General features: G+C 64.5%; 16 protein-coding genes. 6 read left to right on the forward strand and 10 right to left on the reverse strand.

Annotated features, from left to right (window positions below):
• Window positions 1-29: 29 nt before the first annotated feature.
• Window positions 30-977, reverse strand: coding sequence for a choline ABC transporter substrate-binding protein (locus AC5QPF_RS02350; RefSeq protein WP_494961851.1), 948 nt, complete (start codon window positions 975-977; stop codon window positions 30-32).
• Window positions 978-1424: 447 nt separating this feature from the next.
• Here AC5QPF_RS02350 and AC5QPF_RS02355 point away from each other — a divergent pair, with 447 nt between their 5' ends.
• Complete coding sequence (locus tag AC5QPF_RS02355) at window positions 1425-2801, forward strand: L-serine ammonia-lyase (protein WP_494961852.1); 1377 nt, start codon at window positions 1425-1427, stop codon at window positions 2799-2801.
• Between the two features lie 397 nt (window positions 2802-3198).
• Window positions 3199-4302, forward strand: coding sequence for a choline metabolism transcriptional regulator GbdR (gene gbdR / locus AC5QPF_RS02360; protein ID WP_494961853.1), 1104 nt, complete (start codon window positions 3199-3201; stop codon window positions 4300-4302).
• 56 nt (window positions 4303-4358) lie between these two features.
• Here the strand turns inward: gbdR and AC5QPF_RS02365 are convergent, their stop codons facing one another.
• The 5 genes from AC5QPF_RS02365 to choX all read right to left on the reverse strand — a co-directional run bounded on the left by AC5QPF_RS02365 (window position 4359) and on the right by choX (window position 8375).
• Window positions 4359-4619 (reverse strand): hypothetical protein, encoded by a 261-nt coding sequence (locus AC5QPF_RS02365; RefSeq protein ID WP_494961854.1) that lies wholly within the window; start codon window positions 4617-4619, stop codon window positions 4359-4361.
• 309 nt (window positions 4620-4928) lie between these two features.
• The gene (locus AC5QPF_RS02370) at window positions 4929-5399 is read right to left on the reverse strand and encodes a thioesterase family protein (RefSeq protein ID WP_494961855.1); all 471 of its coding nucleotides are present in this window, start codon (window positions 5397-5399) and stop codon (window positions 4929-4931) included.
• Between the two features lie 13 nt (window positions 5400-5412).
• The gene (locus tag AC5QPF_RS02375; RefSeq protein WP_494961856.1) at window positions 5413-6378 is read right to left on the reverse strand and encodes an L-carnitine dehydrogenase; all 966 of its coding nucleotides are present in this window, start codon (window positions 6376-6378) and stop codon (window positions 5413-5415) included.
• Window positions 6379-6394: 16 nt separating this feature from the next.
• On the reverse strand, window positions 6395-7279 hold the full coding sequence (gene cdhC / locus AC5QPF_RS02380) for a 3-dehydrocarnitine:acetyl-CoA trimethylamine transferase CdhC (protein WP_494961857.1): 885 nt from the start codon (window positions 7277-7279) through the stop codon (window positions 6395-6397).
• Window positions 7280-7433: 154 nt separating this feature from the next.
• Window positions 7434-8375, reverse strand: a complete 942-nt coding sequence (gene choX, locus AC5QPF_RS02385; RefSeq protein ID WP_494961858.1) for a choline ABC transporter substrate-binding protein — start codon at window positions 8373-8375, stop codon at window positions 7434-7436.
• Between the two features lie 170 nt (window positions 8376-8545).
• Here choX and AC5QPF_RS02390 point away from each other — a divergent pair, with 170 nt between their 5' ends.
• Entirely contained in the window at window positions 8546-9493 is a 948-nt protein-coding gene (locus tag AC5QPF_RS02390; RefSeq protein ID WP_494961859.1) for a helix-turn-helix domain-containing protein, read from the forward strand.
• Window positions 9494-9500: 7 nt separating this feature from the next.
• Here the strand turns inward: AC5QPF_RS02390 and tssM are convergent, their stop codons facing one another.
• From tssM to tssH, 4 genes are read right to left on the reverse strand one after another with little or no spacing between them, the layout of a single operon-like run.
• Entirely contained in the window at window positions 9501-13091 is a 3591-nt protein-coding gene (gene tssM, locus AC5QPF_RS02395; protein WP_494961860.1) for a type VI secretion system membrane subunit TssM, read from the reverse strand.
• A 14-nt stretch (window positions 13092-13105) separates the two neighbouring features.
• Complete coding sequence (tssA, locus tag AC5QPF_RS02400) at window positions 13106-14539, reverse strand: type VI secretion system protein TssA (protein ID WP_494961861.1); 1434 nt, start codon at window positions 14537-14539, stop codon at window positions 13106-13108.
• Window positions 14527-15198 carry a type VI secretion system-associated protein VasI gene (gene vasI / locus AC5QPF_RS02405; protein WP_494961862.1) on the reverse strand — a complete coding sequence of 224 codons (672 nt, stop codon included), beginning with the start codon at window positions 15196-15198 and terminating at the stop codon, window positions 14527-14529. The genes tssA and vasI overlap by 13 nt, the downstream gene beginning before the upstream one ends.
• A gap of 13 nt (window positions 15199-15211) precedes the next feature.
• Window positions 15212-17773 carry a type VI secretion system ATPase TssH gene (gene tssH, locus AC5QPF_RS02410; RefSeq protein ID WP_494961863.1) on the reverse strand — a complete coding sequence of 854 codons (2562 nt, stop codon included), beginning with the start codon at window positions 17771-17773 and terminating at the stop codon, window positions 15212-15214.
• A gap of 501 nt (window positions 17774-18274) precedes the next feature.
• On the opposite strand from tssH, the gene tssB reads away from it, so the two are divergent.
• From tssB to tssE, 3 genes are read left to right on the forward strand one after another with little or no spacing between them, the layout of a single operon-like run.
• The gene (gene tssB, locus AC5QPF_RS02415; protein ID WP_494961864.1) at window positions 18275-18778 is read left to right on the forward strand and encodes a type VI secretion system contractile sheath small subunit; all 504 of its coding nucleotides are present in this window, start codon (window positions 18275-18277) and stop codon (window positions 18776-18778) included.
• Between the two features lie 45 nt (window positions 18779-18823).
• Complete coding sequence (tssC, locus tag AC5QPF_RS02420; protein ID WP_494961865.1) at window positions 18824-20305, forward strand: type VI secretion system contractile sheath large subunit; 1482 nt, start codon at window positions 18824-18826, stop codon at window positions 20303-20305.
• Window positions 20302-20748, forward strand: a complete 447-nt coding sequence (gene tssE, locus AC5QPF_RS02425) for a type VI secretion system baseplate subunit TssE (RefSeq protein ID WP_494961866.1) — start codon at window positions 20302-20304, stop codon at window positions 20746-20748. The genes tssC and tssE overlap by 4 nt, the downstream gene beginning before the upstream one ends.
• Window positions 20749-20752: the final 4 nt, after the last annotated feature.

Consider the following 20752-nt stretch of genomic DNA (forward strand, 5'->3'; position numbering starts at 1 on the left):
CAGCGGTCGTGGCCGCTGCGGGGGCGTGCTTACTGCGTGAGTTTGGCCTTGGCGGCTTCCAGGCCGGGCTTGCCGTCCACGGTGGTGACACCGGCCAGCCAGGTGTCGAGCACCTGTGGGTTCTTCTTCAGCCACGCCTTGGCGGCGGCGTCGGGCTTCATCTTGTCGTCGAGGACGTTGCCCATCAGGCTGCTTTCCATGTCCAGGGTGAACGACAGGTTCTTCAACAGTTGGCCAACGTTGCTGCATTCCTGGACGTAGCCCTTGCGGGTGTTGGTCAGGACGGTGGCCTTGCCGAAATCGGGACCGAAGTAGTCATCACCGCCAGTGAGGTACTTCATCTCGAAGCGTTTGTTCATCGGGTGTGGTTCCCAGCCGAGGAAGACCACTGCAGTACCGCGTTTCACCGCACGGTCGACCTGCGAAAGCATGCCGGCCTCGCTCGACTCCACCACCTTGAAACCGGCGTCCTTGAGACCGAAGGCGTTCTTGTCGATCATGCTCTGGATGGTGCGGTTGCCGTCATTGCCTGGCTCGATGCCGTAGATCTTGCCGCCCAGGTCATCCTTGAATTTCGCGATATCGGCGAAATCGTGGAGGCCCTTGTCATACAGCGCCTTGGGTACCGCCAGGGTGTACTTGGCGTTCTCCAGGTTGGCGCGCACGGTTTCCACGCTGCCGGCATCGCGGTACTGCTTGATGTCGTTTTCCATGGTCGGCATCCAGTTGCCGAGGAACACGTCCATGTTCTTGCCGTCGGCCAGCGACTTGTAGGTCACCGGTACGGAAATCATGGTGGTGCGGGTCTTGTAGCCGAGGGATTCGAGGACGACGCTGGTTACCGCAGTGGTGACCGTGATGTCGGTCCAGCCGACATCCGAGAAGTTGACCGTGTGGCACTGTTCAGGCTCCGCGGCCTGGGCCAGCACCGGCAGACTCAACAGCGCGGCCATCAACAACGAGGGTGAACCTTTCATGTATGGACTCCTGAGTGTTTTTTTTCGGATGTCCCAGGGACCGCCGTGCTTTATCTCTGCATTCGGTCGGGCCGGCTGCCGGGCGACAGCGGGACGAGTGCCGTGCAATCGAGTCGATAACGATCATCTACCAGCGAAAAACAAACGCCTACAGGGTGGGTCGTAACCAGTACAGGCAGGGTCGCATCCAGTGCCAGTGAGGTCGTTTATGGATCAATCGGCCCCTGTCCGGGCTCTTTCCCGTGAACTGCGCCGCAAAAAACGGCGCTTTCCGACCCTCCACGAAGGGCGGCGTTGCTGGACAAGAGTGGGTCGGTTGCAGACGGCAGGGGTGCCGGTAAAAACCTGATGATGCGCTGAATCGGCGGATTGCCGCTCAGTCAGCGTAGCAGCTGTGGCACCTGTGTCCGGGTTGCGCGCACCTGCCCAATCAGGAGGTTCGTGGCCATGGCCATCAGTGTGTTCGACCTGTTCAAGATCGGTGTCGGCCCGTCCAGTTCCCATACCGTCGGGCCCATGCGCGCCGCGGCGCTTTTCGTCCAGGGACTGCGTGAGCGCGGCGAGCTGGAGCGGGTGCGCCGCATCGAAGTGCGCCTGTACGGATCGCTGTCCGCCACCGGTGTCGGGCACGGCAGCGACAATGCGGTGATCATGGGCCTGATGGGCGAATGGCCGGATGCCATCGACCCGTCCAGCATTGGTCAGCGCATCCACGAATTGCGCGAAACAGACACCCTGAAGCTGGATAACCGGTTCCCGGTGAACTTCGTCTGGAGCCGCGATATGCGCCTGCTCGACGAGAACCTGCCCTACCATCCCAACGCCATGACCCTGGTTGCCGAAGGCGACGCAGGCGAGCTGCACCGCGATACCTATTACTCGGTCGGCGGCGGCTTCGTGGTCGACGCCGCGCAGGCTGCCAGCGGCGTGCTGGACAGCGACACCACGGTGTTGCCGTACGATTTCAACAGCGCGGCGGAACTGCTCGAACGCTGCAAGCAAAACGACATGCGCGTGTCGCAATTGATGATGGAGAACGAGAAGGTCTGGCGCAGCGAAGCGGAGATTCGTGCCGGTCTCATGAAGCTGTGGAACGCCATGCAGGAGTGTGTGGAAAACGGCCTCAAATATGAGGGCATCCTTCCCGGCGGGCTCAACGTGAAACGTCGCGCGGCCAAGCTTCACCGCAGCCTGCAGGAGTTGAACAAGCCCAATGTGATCGGCTCGACCCTGAGCGCCATGGAGTGGGTCAACCTCTATGCCCTGGCGGTCAACGAAGAGAACGCCGCCGGCGGGCGCATGGTCACCGCACCGACCAATGGTGCAGCGGGGATCATCCCGGCGGTGCTGCACTACTACATGCGCTTCAGCGACCAGGTCAGCGAGGCGTGTGTGGTCGACTTCTTCCTCGGCGCCGCGGCGGTAGGCATCCTGTGCAAGAAGAACGCTTCGATCTCCGGTGCCGAAGTGGGCTGTCAGGGCGAGGTCGGTTCGGCCTGCGCCATGGCGGCGGCGGGCCTGGCCGAAGTGCTCGGGGCGACCCCGGCGCAACTGGAAAACGCTGCGGAAATCGGCCTGGAACACAACCTCGGGCTGACGTGCGACCCGGTCGGCGGGCTGGTCCAGGTGCCGTGCATCGAGCGCAACGCCATTGCTGCGGTGAAGGCGATCAACGCCGCACAGATGGCCTTGCGCGGCGATGGCGAGCACTTCATCTCGCTGGACCGGGTGATCCGTACCATGCGCGATACCGGCGCTGACATGCACGACAAGTACAAGGAAACCTCCCGCGGCGGCCTCGCCGTCAGCGCCATCGAGTGCTGATCCCGCTGCGCACTTTTCGCTCATTCCTATAGGCCCGCGCCGCTTTTTGGCGCGCGGGCCGACAAGCTTCCCATCTCCCTGGTAACAAATTCCCTAGTACTTGCGGTGACATTCCTACGTGTCGCTTCTGGGCATCTTGTCTCGCAGTGCTACCGATCTGCTCACGACACATCTGGACATGCTTTGCCACGCGCCTTTGCGGGCAGATTTCATGTCGTTGGAAGCCGCTGCTTAGACGTATCACGACGTCGCTTTCAGGATTTATTGAATGCGCATTCAATTTCAGGCACGGCAATTGCGAGAGGAAGCAACATGCCCTGCAATCGAGTCGACAGGGCCCATAACAAAAAAAGCCCACGCCTGGGGCGCAACCTGCTTTGTGTGAGGAGAGATCGCGATGACGTCGTACAACTCCGGGACCCAATCCCAAGCCCGCACACCTCAATCTATCGGCTTCCTGCTGCTGGACAATTTCACCCTCATCTCCCTCGCGTCGGCGGTTGAACCGCTGCGCATGGCCAACCAGCTGTCCGGTCGCGAACTGTACCGCTGGCACACCCTGAGCGTGGATGGCGGTCAGGTGTGGGCCAGCGACGGGTTGCAGATCACCCCGGACGCGGCGATGCACAAGGCGCCCCCGATGGACACCGTGATCGTCTGCGGCGGCATCGGTATTCAACGGACCGTTACCCGCGAACACGTGACCTGGCTGCAGAGCCAGGCCCGCCAGTCGCGCCGCCTGGGGGCGGTGTGCACCGGCAGTTGGGCACTGGCCTGTGCCGGCTTGCTCGATGGTTTCGACTGCAGCGTCCACTGGGAATGCCTGGCGGCGATGCAGGAAGCTTTCCCGCGGGTGAGCATGAGCACGCGCCTGTTCACCCTCGACCGTAACCGCTTCACCAGCTCCGGTGGCACCGCGCCGCTGGACATGATGTTGCACCTGATCAGCCGCGACCATGGCCGCGAGCTATCGGCGGCGATCTCGGAGATGTTCGTCTACGAGCGCATCCGCAACGAACAGGATCACCAGCGTGTGCCGCTCAAGCACATGCTCGGCACCAACCAGCCGAAGCTGCAGGAAATCGTCGCGCTGATGGAGGCCAACCTGGAAGAGCCGATCGACCTCGACGAATTGGCGGTGTACGTGTCGGTGTCGCGCCGGCAACTGGAGCGGTTGTTCCAGAAATACCTGCACTGCTCGCCGTCGCGCTACTACCTGAAGCTGCGCCTGATCCGCGCGCGGCAGTTGCTGAAGCAGACGCCGATGTCGATCATCGAAGTGGCGTCGGTGTGTGGCTTCGTCTCCACGCCACACTTCTCCAAGTGCTACCGCGAGTACTTCGGCATTCCGCCGCGGGATGAGCGCGTGGGTTCGAATACCGCGCAGCAGGTGGCGATGATGCCGATTCCGCAGGCGCTGGTGCTGTCGCCGATGGCCGGGCCGATGACGGCGTTGAGTCAGGCGCGGAACGAGTCGACGTTTGCCAGCGTGAGGTTGTAAGCGGAAAGTCTCTCAGGGCCTCATCGCTGGCGAAGCCTGCGATGAGGCCCTTCAATTCACTGATGAGTGGCCTTGTACTCGGCCAGAGCAGGCAACAACTGCTTTTCAATGGCCTGCCGCACGGCCGGCAAGATGGTCGCCCGCCCGGTGTACATCTGCTCCACCATCCCTTTCAACGCCCGTGCCTGTGGCGCATCCAGCCCGCGCACCGCGTGCTCGCACGCCTGCTCGGCGCTGACCCCGGACGGCGTCTCGAAACCCAGGGCCCGCAGGTGCCCAACCAGGTCTTCCTGATCAATCAAATCCGCATGCATCATGGTGTTTGTCCTTGTGGCAGGTAAGGTCTCGAACCGATTCTGGAAGCGCCCGGCAGACGGGGCAAGGACAGTTTGTCGCGATGGCCGCTTTACCTATGAACAGGTCGTTTTCGGCAAAATCGAGTGACGCGGGAGTGGGCACACTGGGGCCATGCACAGGTTGAGGGCGGTTTGGTCACCACCTTTCTGGCAGGTACAGTTGCTCGCTCTTTGCCCCGGCTGCGTCACGGCTTGCCGGGGCTGTTTTTTGCCTGGCTGAAAAATGAGCGGGCCCCAATCGCTGGCAAGCCAGCGATGAGGCCCGAAAGACTAGCCCGGCAACTTCATGACCCGCCCAACATATTCGGGCACCGGCAAGTCCTGCTGCTCCGCCACGATCCCCTGCAACCTCTCCAACACTTGCGGCGCAAACGCCGCCGACTTCGGCCCCGCCAGGTCGACATGCAGCAGCATCTGCTCGTTCGCCGCCAACGCCTCGTCGAACCCTTCCCGATGCAGGCTGTGATAGAGGTGCACGCGCTTACGGTCATGCCCAAGCACCTGCGTGCGCACTGTCACCTCGGTGCCCAGTTTCACCTCGTGCAGGTAGTTGAGATGACACTCCAGGGTGAACAGCGAATGCCCGGTGGCCTCGCGGTTGTCGCCATCCAGGCCGATGCATTCCATGAACGCATCGGTGGCATAGCTGAAGATCAGCAGGTAGAAGGCATCGCGCAGATGCCCGTTGTAGTCCACCCAGTCCGGCATCAACGGGGTGCGGTAAGTCTGCAAGGCTGGCATCGCGCGTCTCCGTTCAATCGCTGAAGTTCAGGCCATGCTTGGCCTTGGTGCTCTTGACCGCATCCAGCACCGCCAGCAGGCAGTCATCACGATAGCGTTCCAGCGAGGCGATGCTGCGTTCGCCGCGTTGTTCACTGGTACCGTCGACTACTGCGTCGATCAGTTTCTCGGTCAACTCCGGCGCTGGCAGGTAAGTCCAGGGCAATTGCAGCGCCGGGCCGAACTGGGCCATGAAGTGACGCATGCCGGCATCGCCGCCCGCCAGGGTGTAGGTGAGGAAGGTGCCCATGAACGACCAGCGCAGGCCGGCGCCAAAACGGATCGCGTCATCAATCTCGCCAGTGGTCGCCACGCCGTCGTTGACCAGGTGCAGCGCCTCGCGCCACAGCGCTTCGAGCAGGCGGTCGGCGATGAAACCGGGGACTTCCTTGCGCACATGCAGCGGCTGCATGCCCAGCGCGCTGTAGACCTGTTTCGCCGCCTCGATCGCCTCCGGCGCGGTATTGCGTCCGCCGACGATTTCCACCAGCGGTAGCAGGTACACCGGGTTGAACGGATGCCCGACCACGCAGCGCTCGGGATGGCTGGACGACTCGTAGAACTCGCTGGGCAGCAGGCCCGAGGTGCTGGAGGCGATCAGTGCATTCGGTTTGGCCGCAGCGCTGATCTTGCCGTGCAGATCGAGCTTCAGCTCAAGGCGTTCCGGCGCGCTTTCCTGGATGAAATCGGCGTCGCGCACGCATTCCTCGATGGTGGTGACGAAGCGCAGGCGCGACTGCGATGCACCGGGTTTCAGGCCCTGCTTTTCCAGGGCCGGCCAGGCATTGGCGATACGCTTGCGCAGGGCTTCTTCGGCGCCGGGCGCGGGGTCCCAGGCCACCACGTCGAGGCCGTTGGCCAGGGCGCGGGCGACCCAGCCGCTGCCGATCACGCCGCTGCCGAGGGCGGCGAAGGTCTTGATGTCGGTAATGAAGCTCATGAAATTCTCCTGGGGATCAGCGACGGGTCAGGTTCATCTTGGCGCGGCCTTCGGCGGGGGTGAGGACCCGGGCGCCAAGGCGGTGAAGGATTTCGGCGGCGCGTTCCACCAGTTGGCCGTTGCTGGCCAGCACGCCTTTTTCCAGCCACAGGTTGTCTTCCAGGCCGACCCGCACGTTGCCGCCGAGCAGCACCGCCTGCGCGGCCATCGGCATCTGCATGCGACCAATGCCGAAGCCGGCCCAGGTCACGTTCGGCGGCAGGTTGTCGACCATGGCTTTCATGGTGGTGGTGTCCGCCGGCGCGCCCCACGGGATGCCCAGGCACAGCTGGAACAGCGGGTCGTCGAGCAGGCCTTCCTTCATCATCTGCTTGGCGAACCACAGGTGGCCGGTGTCGAAGATTTCCAGCTCGGCCTTCACACCCAGTTCGGTGATGCGCTTGGCGCCAGCGCGCAGCTGGCTCGGGGTGGAGACGTAGATGCTGTTGCCGTCGCCGAAGTTGAGGGTGCCGCAGTCCAGGGTGCAGATTTCCGGCAGCAGGGCCTCGACGTGGGCCAGGCGTTCCAGCGGGCCGATCAGATCGGTACCGGCGCCGAACTCCATGGGCATCTCGCCCGGTCCGATCTCCAGGTCGCCGCCCATGCCGGCGGTGAGGTTGACGATGATGTCGACGTCGGACTCGCGGATGCGCTCCATCACCTCGCGGTACAGGTTGACGTCGCGGCTGAAGCGGCCGGTCTCGGGATCGCGGACGTGGCAGTGGACCACGGTGGCGCCTGCCTTGGCTGCTTCCACGGCGGCCTCGGCGATCTGTTTCGGGGTGACCGGGACTAAGTGGCTCTTGCTGGCGGTGTCGCCAGCGCCGGTGAGGGCGCAGGTGATGATGACGTCGTGGTTCATTGCGGGATCCTTCAGGCGTGTCGGGGCTGCGCGGGACGGGGTGTCCGCGAGTTCTTTGGTTGTCTGGGAGGGCCTCATCGCTGGCAAGCCAGCTCCCACAGGGGACTGTGTAAACCGGACCTGTGGGAGCTGGCTTGCCAGCGATAGCGGTGGATCAGTTGGCAGTGAGCTTGAGGTTGTCCGCCGCCGGCTTGCCGTCGAAGGTGGTCACGCCTTCGAGCCAGCGCGCCTTGTCCTCGGGATGGTCCTTGAGCCACTGCCGCGCCGATTCCAGTGCGTCCTTGTGGTCGAGCAGCGGCTGCATCATCCGGCTCTCGTCCTCGGCGCTGAAGGTCAGGTTGGCCAGCAGGCGGCTGGCGTTCGGGCAACGGCTGGCGTAGTCCGGCGCGGTCACCGTCCACACCGTGGCACGGCCTTCGTCCGGGCCGAGGGCGTTTTCGCTGCCGCTGAGGTATTCCATGTCGATGTTCACGTTCATCGGATGCGGCGCCCAGCCGAAGAACACCACCGCTTCCTTGCGCCGCACGGCGCGGTCGACAGCGGCGAGCATGCCGGCCTCGCTGGACTCCACCAGCTGGAACTTGCCCAGGCCGAACTGGTTCTTGGCGATCATCGCCTTGATCTGCGTGTTGGCGCCGGAGCCCGGTTCGATGCCATAGATCTTGCCGCCCAGCTCCTTCTCGAATTTTTGAATGTCGGCAAAGGTTTTCAAGCCCTTGTCTGCCAGGTACTTGGGCACGGCGAGGGTGGCGCGGGCGTCGCTCAGGCTCGGTGCGTCGAGGACCTTGACCTGGCCTGCATCGACGAACGGGGTGATGGTCTGGGTCATGATCGGGTTCCAGTAACCCAGGAACAGGTCCAGGCGCTGGTCACGGATGCCGGCGAAGATGATCTGCTGCGAGGCGCTGGTCTGTTTGGTCTGGTAGCCGAGGCCGTCGAGCAGAACCTGGGTCATGGCGCTGGTGGCCATCACATCGGTCCAGTTGACGACGCCCAGGCGGACGTTCTTGCAGGCGGCCGGTTCTGCGGCCATCACGTTGGTGCTGAGGATTGCGGTACCGACGAGCATCAAAAGCGAACGACTGATCGATTGCATGGTGGCTCCTCCAACGGCAGTTCTAATTGTTATGGGGGGCGGCTTCTGCGAGCCGTGGTGCTCAAGTTACGCGGGGATGGCCCGATGAAATCGCACTCTGGCGACCAGCGCTTGCACAGTGGCGACCTGCGGAGTATTAACCCTGATTCCCCGTTCAGCGAGACGGCGCCATGCCTCAGGAATTCCACTTTCTGCTGTTGCCCGGTTTTTCCGCCCTTGGCTTCATTTCGGCGCTGGAACCGCTGCGGGTGGCCAACCGCTTTCGCGCCGGGCTGTATCGCTGGCGGGTGCTGAGCCTGGACGGTGGGGCGGTGCTGGCGAGCAACGGCATGTCGGTGAACGCCGATGGTCCGCTGGAGGGGCTGGAGAAGGGCGCGACCCTGCTGGTGGTGGCCGGCTTCGAACCCTTGCAGAACTACGGCCCGGCGCTGGCGCACTGGTTGCGCAAGCTCGACCACGACGGCGTGGTGCTGGGCGGTATCGACACCGGCACCCTGGTCCTGGCCGAGGCCGGTCTGCTCGATGGCCACCGGGTGACCCTGCACTGGGAAGCGCTGGAGGCCTTCAAGGAACGCTATCCGCGCCTGGAAGCGACCCAGGAGCTGTTCGAGGTGGACCGCCGGCGCATCACCTCGGCGGGCGGCACCGCCTCCATCGATTTGATGCTCGACCTGATCGGCCAGGCGCACGGCGCCGAGCTGGCGATCCAGGTATCCGAGCAGTTCGTGCTGGGCCGCATCCGCCCGCGCCAGGACCACCAGCGCATGCAGATCGCCTCGCGCTACGGCATCAGCAACAGCAAGCTGGTGCAGGTGATCGGCGCCATGGAACGGAATACGGAAACGCCGCTGAACACCCTCGACCTGGCCGATTCGGTGCAGGTCAGCCGACGCCAGCTGGAGCGCCTGTTCCGCCTGCACCTGAACGACACCCCCAGCGGCTTCTACCTGCGCCTGAGGCTGGACAAGGCGCGGCAACTGCTGCGCCAGACCGAGATGAGCGTGCTGGAGGTGAGCATCGCCTGTGGCTTTGACTCACCTTCGTATTTCACCCGGAGCTACCGGGCGCGGTTCCAGCGGTGTCCGCGGGAGGATCGGCGGGCGGTCAGCGGCGGGTGAACAGGTTCTACACGCCCTCCGGCAACAGCGTCCGCGGCAAGGTAAAGCCCTTGAACAGCGGCTGGGTGAACGGGTTGTCGGCCTTGTCGGTACTGATGCGATAGCGCATGCCGCCGTCCGGTGCGGCGAAGCTGAGGTCCACGCTGGTGCTGGTGGTGCCGTTGAGCCTGGCCTGGCTCAGCAGGCGATAGAGCGACCACGGCCCGCGATGGACCAGGCCGCTGCTGCTGCCGGCCGCATTGACCAGGCTCATGCGGCTTTCGTTGTTCGGCGCCAGGGTGTTGGGCCAGATCAGCGCCGTGCTGGTGGTCGGGCCATGGTTGTAGGTGACCAGTTGCCCTTCGATGCTGATCGAGCTGCTGCGCTTGGTCGGCGCCAGCCCCAGCGGCTCGATGTAGAACTGCACCCCGAGCAGCCCGCGGCTGTTGAAGAAGGCGTCGCGGATACGGTCGGCAGACTGCAGGCGCTCCTGCACGTCCGCTCGCACCAGGTAACCACCGAGTCGCTCGGAGTAGAGCGCTTCGAGGTTGTCTTCGAGGAACAGGTCGAGGTACTGCTCGCGGAAGCGCTGCAACCGACCCTGCGGGCCGAAGAACGCGGTGAAATCCTCCAGCGAGGTTTCTTCCCGGCTGGCCGGATTGAAGGGATAGCGCCCGGCCAGGCGCTCGCGGTAGAAACGATGGACGTCGTGGTCCCAGCGCCGCTCCAGTTCGCGCAACGCCTCCACCAGGATCACCCGGGAAGACTCATCGGCCAGCTTGGCGACCTGGCGGTTGAGCGGCTCGGGTAGCCCGGCGGCGATCCTCTGCAGGTTGGCGATCGGGTCGGGGCCTTTCAGGGAGAAGCGTTCCACCATCAGGGCGAGGGCGGCCTTGCTGCGGTCGGGGCTGTCGTGGACGACGCGTACCTTGTCCTGCACGCTGCCGATCGCCAGCATGGTTTCCTCCAGATAGGACGCCCGCTCGCCCCGGTCCTCCAGCAATTGGTTCAGCGGCGCGAAGGCCCGGGCGATCTCCAGGGTCAGCGGGGTCTGGGGGGTGTCCTTGTCAGGCTCGGCTGCCTTCTCCAGCAGATCGGCTCCGGCGACGTCCCCGATAGCGGGGGTGGCCCGGACGGCAAGTTCACTGTTGTCGCGTACCGTTTCCAGCAAGCGACGCAATGGCGCAGCGGGACCGGTGACACTGCCCAGGAGGCCGACGGCATCGGCGATATCGTTGAAGTCGCGTACTTCGAGCTGGCTGAGGTTGCGCTGCCAGGTGTCGACGTAGGCGCGGCTATAGATCGCCTGGATCCGGGTGGCGAGAATGGCCTTGTCGGCTTGCGAATAGTCGATGCCGTTGCGTTCGCCCAGCGCCCACTGGTCGATCATGGCCAGCTCGGTAAGGTCGTCGCCATGGCGGGCGAAGTAGCTGCGGTAGCCGCTGGCGGTCAGCAAGGCATCGATACGGCCATCGGAGGCCGGCCCTTCGCTCTGGTAGACGATATCGAAGGCCGGGCCGATTTCGTTGCGCAGGTCCAGCGGCGAGCGTTGCGCGGCCCCGGCCTCCTGGCGCAGGGTCATGTACACCCGCTCCGGCAGGGGAATCTGCTGCAGATGCCGCTGGACCACGGCAACCCGCTCCTGGTACTGCGGCAACTGCGTATCGACGTAGCGCATGGCGTATTGCAGGTGGCGCATCAGCGCGCTCTGGGTGCCGTCCTCGCCAGGGAACGCCCGTTGCCAATACGCCGCCATCCAGTCCTCGACCACCGGCACACGGCGGTTGGGGCGGTCTTCGATCATCCGGTAGACCCGCAGGGCCGCGAGCTGGGCGTCGCCGTCCAGGTCGGAGCCGTCCAGCGACTCCATCACGCCGCTGGCCAGGGCCGGCAGGAAGCGTTGCGAAAGCAGGGACAGATAGGCTTCGTCGACCTTCGGACCTATCGCCCGGCCCTGGTACAGGCCCATGTTGGCCAGCACCGGCCAGGCATTGCGGTAGTTGCCATAGACGGCGACGGCATTGCTGATCTGGTCCAGCGGTTGCAGGAGGTTGCCGGCGCTGGGGTCGAGGGTGCCGTCGATGGCGCTGGCGCTGAAGTCGCGGCTGCGCTCCATGACGCTCAAGGCCTTGTCGCGGTTGACGGTGTAGTAGTGGTACCAGCCGCCGATGATCAGCGCGCTGCCCAGGGAGGCGATGCCGAAATGCAGGGCCAGGGCGTGTTTCTTCTGTATCAGCACCCGCGGGTTGTCGCCGGCCAGGCCAGATTCGGGGTAGATGATGCGCTGGAACAGTTGCTGGGCAAAGTAGACGACGGAGCGTCCGCTGGGATGCATCTTGTTGGCCGGTTCGCGCAGGCTGTAGCCCTGCGCCGCCGAGGCCACGAAGGCGTTGTTGAGCACGCCTTGCTGGTACACCGAGGAGAAGAACACGCCGCGTGGCAGGGACGGGGTGACGAAGCGGTCGCTGCCCATCACATCGGCGAGGAAGTCCAGCAACACCGGACGCAGGCCGGACAGTTGCCGTGCCAGCGAGTACAGGGCTTCCCGCTGCTCGGTTTCGCCGGCCTGGGCCATGGCGTCGAAGACATGCTCGTTCAGGCGGACCAGGAACCCGTCGTAGCGCGCGCCCAGCTCATCGAGCCAGGCATCGTAGTCCTTGAGTGAATCCAGGCTGAAGTTGAAACCGAGGATATCCTCCCGTGCCGACCTGGGCAGCCGGGCAAACAGGGGCTCGAAACCTTCGAGCAGATCGAACTTGCTGAGCACCACATAGAGCGGTGGACGGGTGCCCAGCTCGCGGCTGAGCTCGATCAGCCGTGCCCGCAGCAGCACGGCCAGGGCCTTGCGGTCACTGGGTTTCTGGTTCAGCAGGGTCACCAGGCTGACCATCAGGACCACACCGTTCAGCGGCCGGCGGCTGCGATTGCGACCCAGCCAGCTGACGAAGCCGGCCCACAGGCGCGGGTGCAGGTCTTGCGGCAAGCCGCCCGTGACCGGCTGCTGTGCACCGCCTGCTGCACTGGGCTGGCTGATGAGTTCACCGGGAGGGTCGATCAGTACCGCCTGGTCGCCGATGCACCAGTCGATCGTGTAGAGCCGGTCTGGATCGTCGTCGTGGCGCCAGTTGCCGGCCTTCATTTCGCCGCTCAGGGAAAAGCTCTGGTTGGAGCGGTTGACGAAGCTGGTCTTGCCTGAGTTTTCCTGCCCCAGTACCAGGTACCAGGGGATCTGGTACAGGGCATTGCGACCCTTGAGGTTGGCCTGGAGCAGCGCGAGGTTGCGGTCGAGGTCGCGCTCCTGGGCTTCGATGTAGCGCAGGCAGAGGTCGTCTTGTACTTCCTTGTCGTGCTTGCGCTCTGCCTCCAGCAGCCGGGTGCGGCGGCGCAGATGAAGCGCCCAGCCCAGCAGCGGGATGACCAGTACCACGAGCGTGGCCAGGACCCGTGCCACCAGGCTTGCGAGCGGTCGGTAGTCGGCCAGGGTCCAGCGGGGGCCGAGCCACCAGATGGCGATCATGGCCAGGACCAGGGCCCCAGCCAGCATGAGTGGCAGGCCGGGCTTGAGCCAGCGCAGGACGGGCTGGCCATATCGTTGCAGGTTGGACCAGAGGGTCTCCATGGCGATGCTCCTGTTCAATGCTTGTGTTGTTCGCCAGCCGGGGTGTGTTGCACCAGCAATGCGTAGAGTTCCGGCTCCCAGGCGGGGAGGGTGACGCTGTCCATGACGCTGCGAGCCCGCGCATACAGGCCCTCGGCCAGCCAGCTCAGCCCGCGGGAGGCGAGCAGCTCGGCGGCGATGGCCATCACATGGCAGGAATGGCGCGGGTCGGGGTTGCGCTGCTGGGTCGATTCGAGGGTGCGCAGCATCGATTCCACGCCCGTGGTGTCGAGCAGCAGGCTCAGTTCGTCGCGCAAGGCCGGATATTCCAGTCCGGTGCCGGCCCCTGCGTTTTGCGTGGACCCACTCAGCCAGGCCTGGGTGTCGTCATCGATGAAGGGACGGCCATCGGAAAATGCCAGTGCGGTCAAGGCCGGCAGGCGGGTGACGAAACGTTCGCTGGCCTGGCGAATGGCTTCGGCGACCCGCGGCATGTCCAGCTTGCGGGCGACCTCCGCCGACAGGAAGCTGCCGCGCAGCCAGTACGGGGAGGCGGTCACGCTGCGCTCGATCCGCTGCAGCAGCGTCGGGCTGATGTCGTTGCCGTGCAGGGCCTTGTCATAGTCGCTCACCAGGTCCACGGGGGCGGCCATCAGCTCCGTGCGGTTCTCGTTGCGCGCCGGAGGCGCCTGGAGCAGGTGGGCCCACAGGGCGAAGCGGCGCAGCAGGTAGCCGGTCGGGTCATACAGGTCCTGGTGGTTGATGAATTCTGCGGCGGTGAGCAGCGAACGGCGGTTTTCCCGTTCATTGCCCGGCAGAGGTTGCGGGGGAGTGAGGAAGGTCTCGGCCAGCGCGTCGTTGCCCGTGGGCAGGCTGACCCTGGACGCGGTCACCTCCGGGGCACTGCTGGCTTCGCTGTACTGGCGCAGCTTGCTTTCCAGCCGGCTCAGGTCTGCCACCTTCAGCCCGGCCAGCGCGGCGCTGGCCTGGAGGCTGTCGAGTGCCTGCTGGGCAGCCTTGTAGAAGTCCTCGGCATAGCCCTTGCGCGCAAGCCCCGGCAGGGCGTCGCCCAGTCGTTCCAGGTAATTCCCGACCAGGCGGCGCTTGCCCAGGTAGCCCGTGGGCCCCGGCTTGGGGTGACCGGTTTCCCAGTACTTCTCCACCATGCCGGCCAGGATGCCGGCGACGTCGGCCCAGCCGCGCCAGCTGTTGGTACGCAGGTGGGCCGTCATCAGATGGCCGGCGATGCGGAAGTGCTTGCAGTGTTCGTTCAGGTAGCGCCGTGCGCTGAGATCGACGAACTCCCAGTCGATGGCACGCTCCTGCAGGCCGCCCAGCTTGACCATCTCGTGGTCGATGTCCTGGAACAGCGGGTCTTCGGCATCGAAGGTGCCTGCTGGCTGGCTTGCATGCAGCGGGCTCAGCAGCGCCTTGAGGTCCAGTGGGGGAAGTTGCTTCACCAGTGACATGCCTCCCGCTGCCTGGACATATGCCTGGCCAGGGCCCGGGCATCGAAGGCCATGCCGTCGAACGCAGCGTGATCGCTTTCGATCTGCAGTCGTTCGCCCGGTCGGGTCAGCTGTCTCAGTTGCTCGATGGCCACCAGGCCGCGGCCCGCATCGCTGACCGTGCCGTCTTCCAGTACTTGCCAGGTGCGCCTGGGCGTTACAGGGCGGCCGTCCAGCAGGAGCCGGATGTCGATGTGGTTCACCGGCAATGGCTCGGCACTCAGCAACTGCAGCCGGGAAATGTTCGACAGGCAACTGATCGCCAGGTAGGTGTCGGGCGCGGTGCCGGTCAGCGCCGGGACCGTGATCATGACCTTGTCCTGTCCTGGCAGGGCATCCGCGCTGCGGGTGATCCTCGACCCGGTCTCCTCGGGCTGGCGTCCTGCTTCGTTGGCCTCGACCAGAAGCCTGATGGCGGGCACCTTGACCACGGGTTCGGTGGCTGGCGATGGAAGGGAAGGATCGCCGGGCGGTGTTCCGGCCGCTGCATCGAAGCAGGCAAGACGTTCGAGTGCCGAAGTGATCCGGGTGCAGTCGTGGGTTGCCGCAGTGGCGGGCTCGTTGCTGTCGCAGCCCACCAGCAGGGTGGCCGTCAGCAGTGTCAGTCGCATCAGTTTCATGCGTCCTCCGGGCTCAGGCCAATGTCGCCGCGAAGGCGCCATCGTTCCAGTCCAGTTCTGCACGCTGGAAGCGTTCACCGCGAGACAGGTTCTGCAGTACCGCCAGCGACAGGGGCGGGAGCAACTCGCCATCGATGATCGCATCGAGCATGCGTGCGCCGTTGCGATGCCGGGCGCAACGCGTCTGCAGTTCGTTGCGGGCGCTGCCGGTGATCGTCAGGGTGGCCTGGTGACGTTGGTCGAGTTGCTGCTGCAAGCGCTGCAGGCGGGTGTCGATGATCTCGTCGAGCACCTCCTCGTTCAGGTAGCGATACGGCACGATCTGCATCCGTGCCAGCAGCGCCGGCTTGAAAAACGCCGCGAGACGCTGGCGCAGCGCATCGCCATCCAGGTCCCGCAGCGTTTCGTCATCCTGGTCGAAGCCCAGGTTGGAAGTGAGGAAGAACAGCACGTTGCGGCAGTCGATGCGGCGGCCTTCGCCGTCGTTCAGTTCACCCTTGTCGAAGGCCTGGTAGAACAGGTCGAGCACATCCGGATGGGCTTTCTCCACCTCGTCGAGCAGCACCACCGAATACGGCTGCTTGCGGATGGCCTCGGTGAGCACGCCTCCTTCGCCGTAGCCCACATAGCCGGGTGGGGCGCCCAGCAGGCGGGAGACGGTGAACTTCTCCTGGTACTCGGACATGTTGATGGTGGTGAGGAAGCGCTCGCCGCCGAACAGCGAGTCGGCCACTGCCAGGGCCGTCTCGGTCTTGCCGACCCCGCTGGGGCCTGCCAGCAGGAAGGCGCCCATGGGCGTGCCTGGACGGCGCAGGTCTGCCAGTGCGGTGAGCAGGTGCCGGTAGAGGGTGTCCAGGGCGGCGTCCTGGCCCTTGATGCGCTGTCTCAGGTCAGCCGGCAGGCGCTCCACGCGGGCCATCTGGTCGCTGCTGATGGTGGTGGCGGGAATGCCCGTCCAGTCGGCGATGACCTGGGCGATCTGCTGCGCCCCGACATCGGCGTGGATCAGGGCGCCTTCGCGCTGGAGGTCGGCCAGCTGTCCGACCTTGTCTGCCAGCAACCGGGGCGAGTCCTCGCTGTTGGCCCGCAGTGCAACGATCTCGTCCACCAGGGCTTTCTGTCTTGCCCATTGCTGGCCCAGCTGTTCGATGTCGAGTTCGAGGGTCTTGCGCTTCCCGGCCAGCACCTCCAGTTGCCCTGGGACGATCTGGCGGCCAGCGCGTTCGTCGCGTAGCAGTTGGGTGGACTCGGCGTCGATCTGCCAGAGCTGGTTTTCCAGCGCGCCAAGCCGGCGTGGCGGCTCGGCCAGGGCCGAGGCGACCCGGGCGCAGGCAGTATCGAGTACGTCGATAGCCTTGTCCGGTAGCTGGCGCCCGCACAGGTAGCGGTCCGACAGGGCGGCGGCGGCCTGCAGCGCCTCGTCTGCGATGAACACCTGGTGCGTCGCCTCGTACACCGGGCACAGGCCACGCAGGATGTGCACGGCCTGTTCGGCAGATGGCTCCTCCAGCCTGACCGGCTGGAAGCGGCGGGCCAGCGCCGGATCCTTCTCGAAATACTTCTTGTACTCCGACCAGGTGGTTGCCGCGATGGTGCGCAGTTCGCCCCGGGCCAGGGCCGGTTTCAGCAGGTTGGCGGCATCGCTGCCGCCGGCGCTGTTGCCGGCACCGATCAGGGTATGGGCTTCGTCGATGAACAGGATGATCGGACGTGGGGAGCGCTTGATCTCGTCGATGACCGCCTTCAGGCGCTTCTCGAACTCGCCCTTCACCGAAGCGCCGGCCTGCAGGGCGCCGAGGTCCAGCCCCCAGAGTTCGACCTTGAGCAGCGCCTCGGGCACGCGGCCCTGCACGATACGCAGGGCCAGGCCCTCGACCACCGCGCTTTTGCCGACCCCGGCATCGCCCACCACGATGGGGTTGTTCTTGCGCCGGCGGGCAAGGATATCGACCATCAGGTCCATCTCCGCATCGCGACACAGCACAGGGTCCAGGCGGCCGGCCCGGGCCTGGGCGGTGAAGTCGTGGCCGAACCGGGCCAGCGCGCTGTCCTCGCCGGGCAGGCCTGGCAGGGGCGCTGATTCAGGTGTCGCCTGCAGGGCTTCCGTCGACGTCGCCAGCAGTGTCGCGAAGCCTTTGCGCAATGCCTCGCGGTTGATCTCGTCGAACAGCCGGATCGCCGCCAGCGGCAGATAGCGTGCCGGGTTTAGCAAGGCGGCGAGGAACACCGCGCCGCTACGGATATGCGGCTGCTCCAGTTCGACCGAACTGAGCAGCCAGGCGTCCTGCAGGACCTCGATGAGCAGCGGCGAGAAAGAGGGGTATTGGTCGTGGCCGGCGTAGCGGGCTTCGAACGCGCTGGACAACGCCTGCCGAACGGCCTCGACGGCAATGCCCGCGTTGCCGAGCGTGACGCGGACATCGCAGGCGGGCTGGTCGAGGAACGCCGTCAGCACATGCGCGACGGTCACCTCTGCGCCACCCTGGCTGATACACAGGTTGCCTGCCTCTTCCAGTGCCTGTCGGCAACAGGGGCTCAGACGTTCTAATAGCGCAGCCGGATCGACCGTGATCATTGTTGGAATTCACCTTTCATAAGCAGGAATCACTTCCCTGTTGCGCGCAAGTCCATTATCGAAGGACTGTCTTCAGCATCTTGCGGCGCCCGTTTTAGTTGAAATTGCATGGCCGGAAAATCGGCGCGCAACAGTCTGGGAAGAAAGCATCAAAGTCGACTGCTCGTATATAGGAATATTCCGATGGTTTTATGGAAAATTCCCTCAAGTCAAACTTCAAAAATTTGAGGACGCTTCCTTCAATTTCTTAGGAGAATTCCTATTTTTTTGCTGTTTGGCTGCGCTTTAGTCTTGGCGGCGCCTGTGGGCTGGTGCGCCAGCCCCGGCGGATTACTTGCTGGTGCCAGTTCGGAAGCGGACGGCGCGAATCAGATTTTTTTGAAATTTTATGTAACTGGATGAGTTCGCTGATCCTGTGGATTTCATTGCGCCTTCATATAGGCGCTGCTGCGAGTCAAGAACAACTAAAGCGGACTTCCAAAGGAAAAGGAGAAGTGCCTGATGGCGAATAAAAGAGGTTCTATTGCCCCGAAGGAGCGCATCAATATCACTTACGTTCCTGCCACCAATGGCGAGCAGGAGGAGGTCGAGCTTCCTCTTCGGTTGCTGGTGACGGGGGACTTCATCGGGCGTGAAGAAGACATTGCGCTCGAAGACCGGATTGCGGTCCGGATCGACAAGGACAATTTCAACGATGTCATGGCCGAGCGCGATATCGGCTTCAAGGAAAGCCTCCCCAACACCCTGTCAGGGGGCGCGGACGACACGCTGGATGTCGATCTCAGGTTCCGCTCCATCGATGACTTCAGCCCGGACGCCATCGCCCGGCAGATCCCCGAACTGAACAAGCTGCTGGAGCTGCGCGAGGCGCTGGTCGCCCTCAAGGGGCCCCTGGGCAATGTCCCGGAATTCCGCAAGCAGCTGCAGGCCATGCTGGGTGACGAGGCGGCGCGCGGCCAGCTCGCCAGGGAGCTGGAAGCCGTGCTGGGCGAAAGCCAGGGCTGAACCGGCGCGAGACATTCATCCATTCAGGTTTCAAAGGACATGAGCATGACAAACGCGCACTCCGCTGCCGTAGAACAACAAGACTCCCTTCAGGAAGGTGGCCTGCTGGCCCAGATCCTCGCCCGCACGCGAATCGAGCCCAGCCAGGAAGGCTATGCCATTGCCGAGCGCGGCGTGGCGGCCTTCATCGCCGAGATGCTCAAGTCTTCCGACCGGCAGCAGCCCATCAACAAGCAACTGGTCGACCAGATGCTGGCTCAGATCGATGCGCGGATCGGCAAGCAGATGGACGTCGTCCTGCACAACCCTGGATTCCAGGCGCTGGAGTCGAGCTGGCGGGGGCTCCGGTTCCTTGTCGATCGCACCGACTTCCGTGAAAACACCCTGATCGACGTGCTGCATGTGACCAAGAGCGAGCTGCTGGACGACTTCGAAAACGCCAGCGACATCACCCGCAGCGGCCTCTACCGTCACGTCTACAGCGCAGGCTACGGCCAGTTCGGTGGTTCGCCGGTGGGTTGCATGGTCAGCAACTACACCTTCGGTCCGTCGGCTCCCGACATCAAGCTGCTCGGCTACGTCGCCTCCGTCGGCGCCATGGCGCACGCGCCGTTCCTCGGTGCTGCGGGCCCGGAAATGTTCAACCTGGATTCCTTCCAGGCGCTGCCCAACCTCAAGGAAGTGAAGGACATCTTCGACGGCCCGCGCTTTACCAAATGGCGCGCCCTGCGGGACTCCGAGGATGCCCGCTACCTTGGCCTGAGCATGCCGCGCTTCCTGCTGCGCCAGCCCTACGATCCGCTGGAAAGCCCGGTACGCAGCTTCGACTATCGCGAGACCATCGACGGCAACCACGACAACTATCTCTGGGGCAACACATCGTTCGCCCTGGCGAGCCGCATCGTCGACAGCTTCGCCCGCTACCGCTGGTGCCCGAACATCATCGGCCCGCAGTCCGGTGGCACCGTCGATGACCTGCCCGTGCACCTGTACGAGTCCCTCGGCCAGCTCCAGGCCAAGATCCCCACCGAAGTGCTGGTCTCCGACCGCCGCGAGTTCGAACTGTCGAGCGAAGGCTTCATCCCGCTGACCATGCGCAAGGGCAGCGACAACGCGGCGTTCTTCTCGGCCAACTCGGTCCAGCGCCCCAAGGTCTTCGCCAAGACCCCGGAAGGCCAGGCCGCGCAGACCAACTACATGCTGGGTACGCAACTGCCCTACATGATGATCATCAACCGCCTGGCCCACTACCTGAAGGTCCTCCAGCGCGAGCAGATCGGCAGCTGGAAGGAGCGTCCGGACCTGGAGCGCGAGCTCAACAACTGGATCCGCCAGTACGTTGCCGACCAGGAAAGCCCTTCCTCCGATGTGCGCAGCCGCCGGCCGCTGCGCGCGGCGCAGATCCAGGTGCACGACGTCGAGGGTAATCCGGGCTGGTACCAGGTGTCGCTGTCGGTCCGCCCGCACTTCAAGTACATGGGCGCCAACTTCGAGCTGTCGCTGGTCGGCCGGCTCGACAAGGAATGACGGTGAACCCCAGGGGATCGTCCGTCTCGGCTCCGGCCAGCCTGTTCCAGCGGCTGGAACCGGACCATCCACCGCGGCGCTTGCACAACCGTCAGGCGCAGGCCGCCGAACGGATCCTGGCGATCAAGCACAACCTTGAGCAATTGCTCAATGCCCGTCGGGGTGGCTCGCAGAGCTGCCCCGACCTGGGCCTGCCCGACATGAACGATGCGGGCAACGGCCAGCTGGAGCTGAGGAACCGGATCTGCCAGGACATTGGCGAAATGATCACGCGCTACGAACCGCGGGTCCGGGTCCTGGAGGTACGCCCTCTGGCTGCCGCCGAACAGCCGCAGGGCCTGTGTTTTCGCCTGCATTGCCAGATCCCGCTGGTGGAGGCGGCCGAGCAGGTGGAGATCGACCTGCTGGTTCATCAGCGGCAACAACGGATCCAGGTGTTGTGAGCAC

It is taken from the genome of Pseudomonas sp. Con_6 (assembly GCF_059379395.1).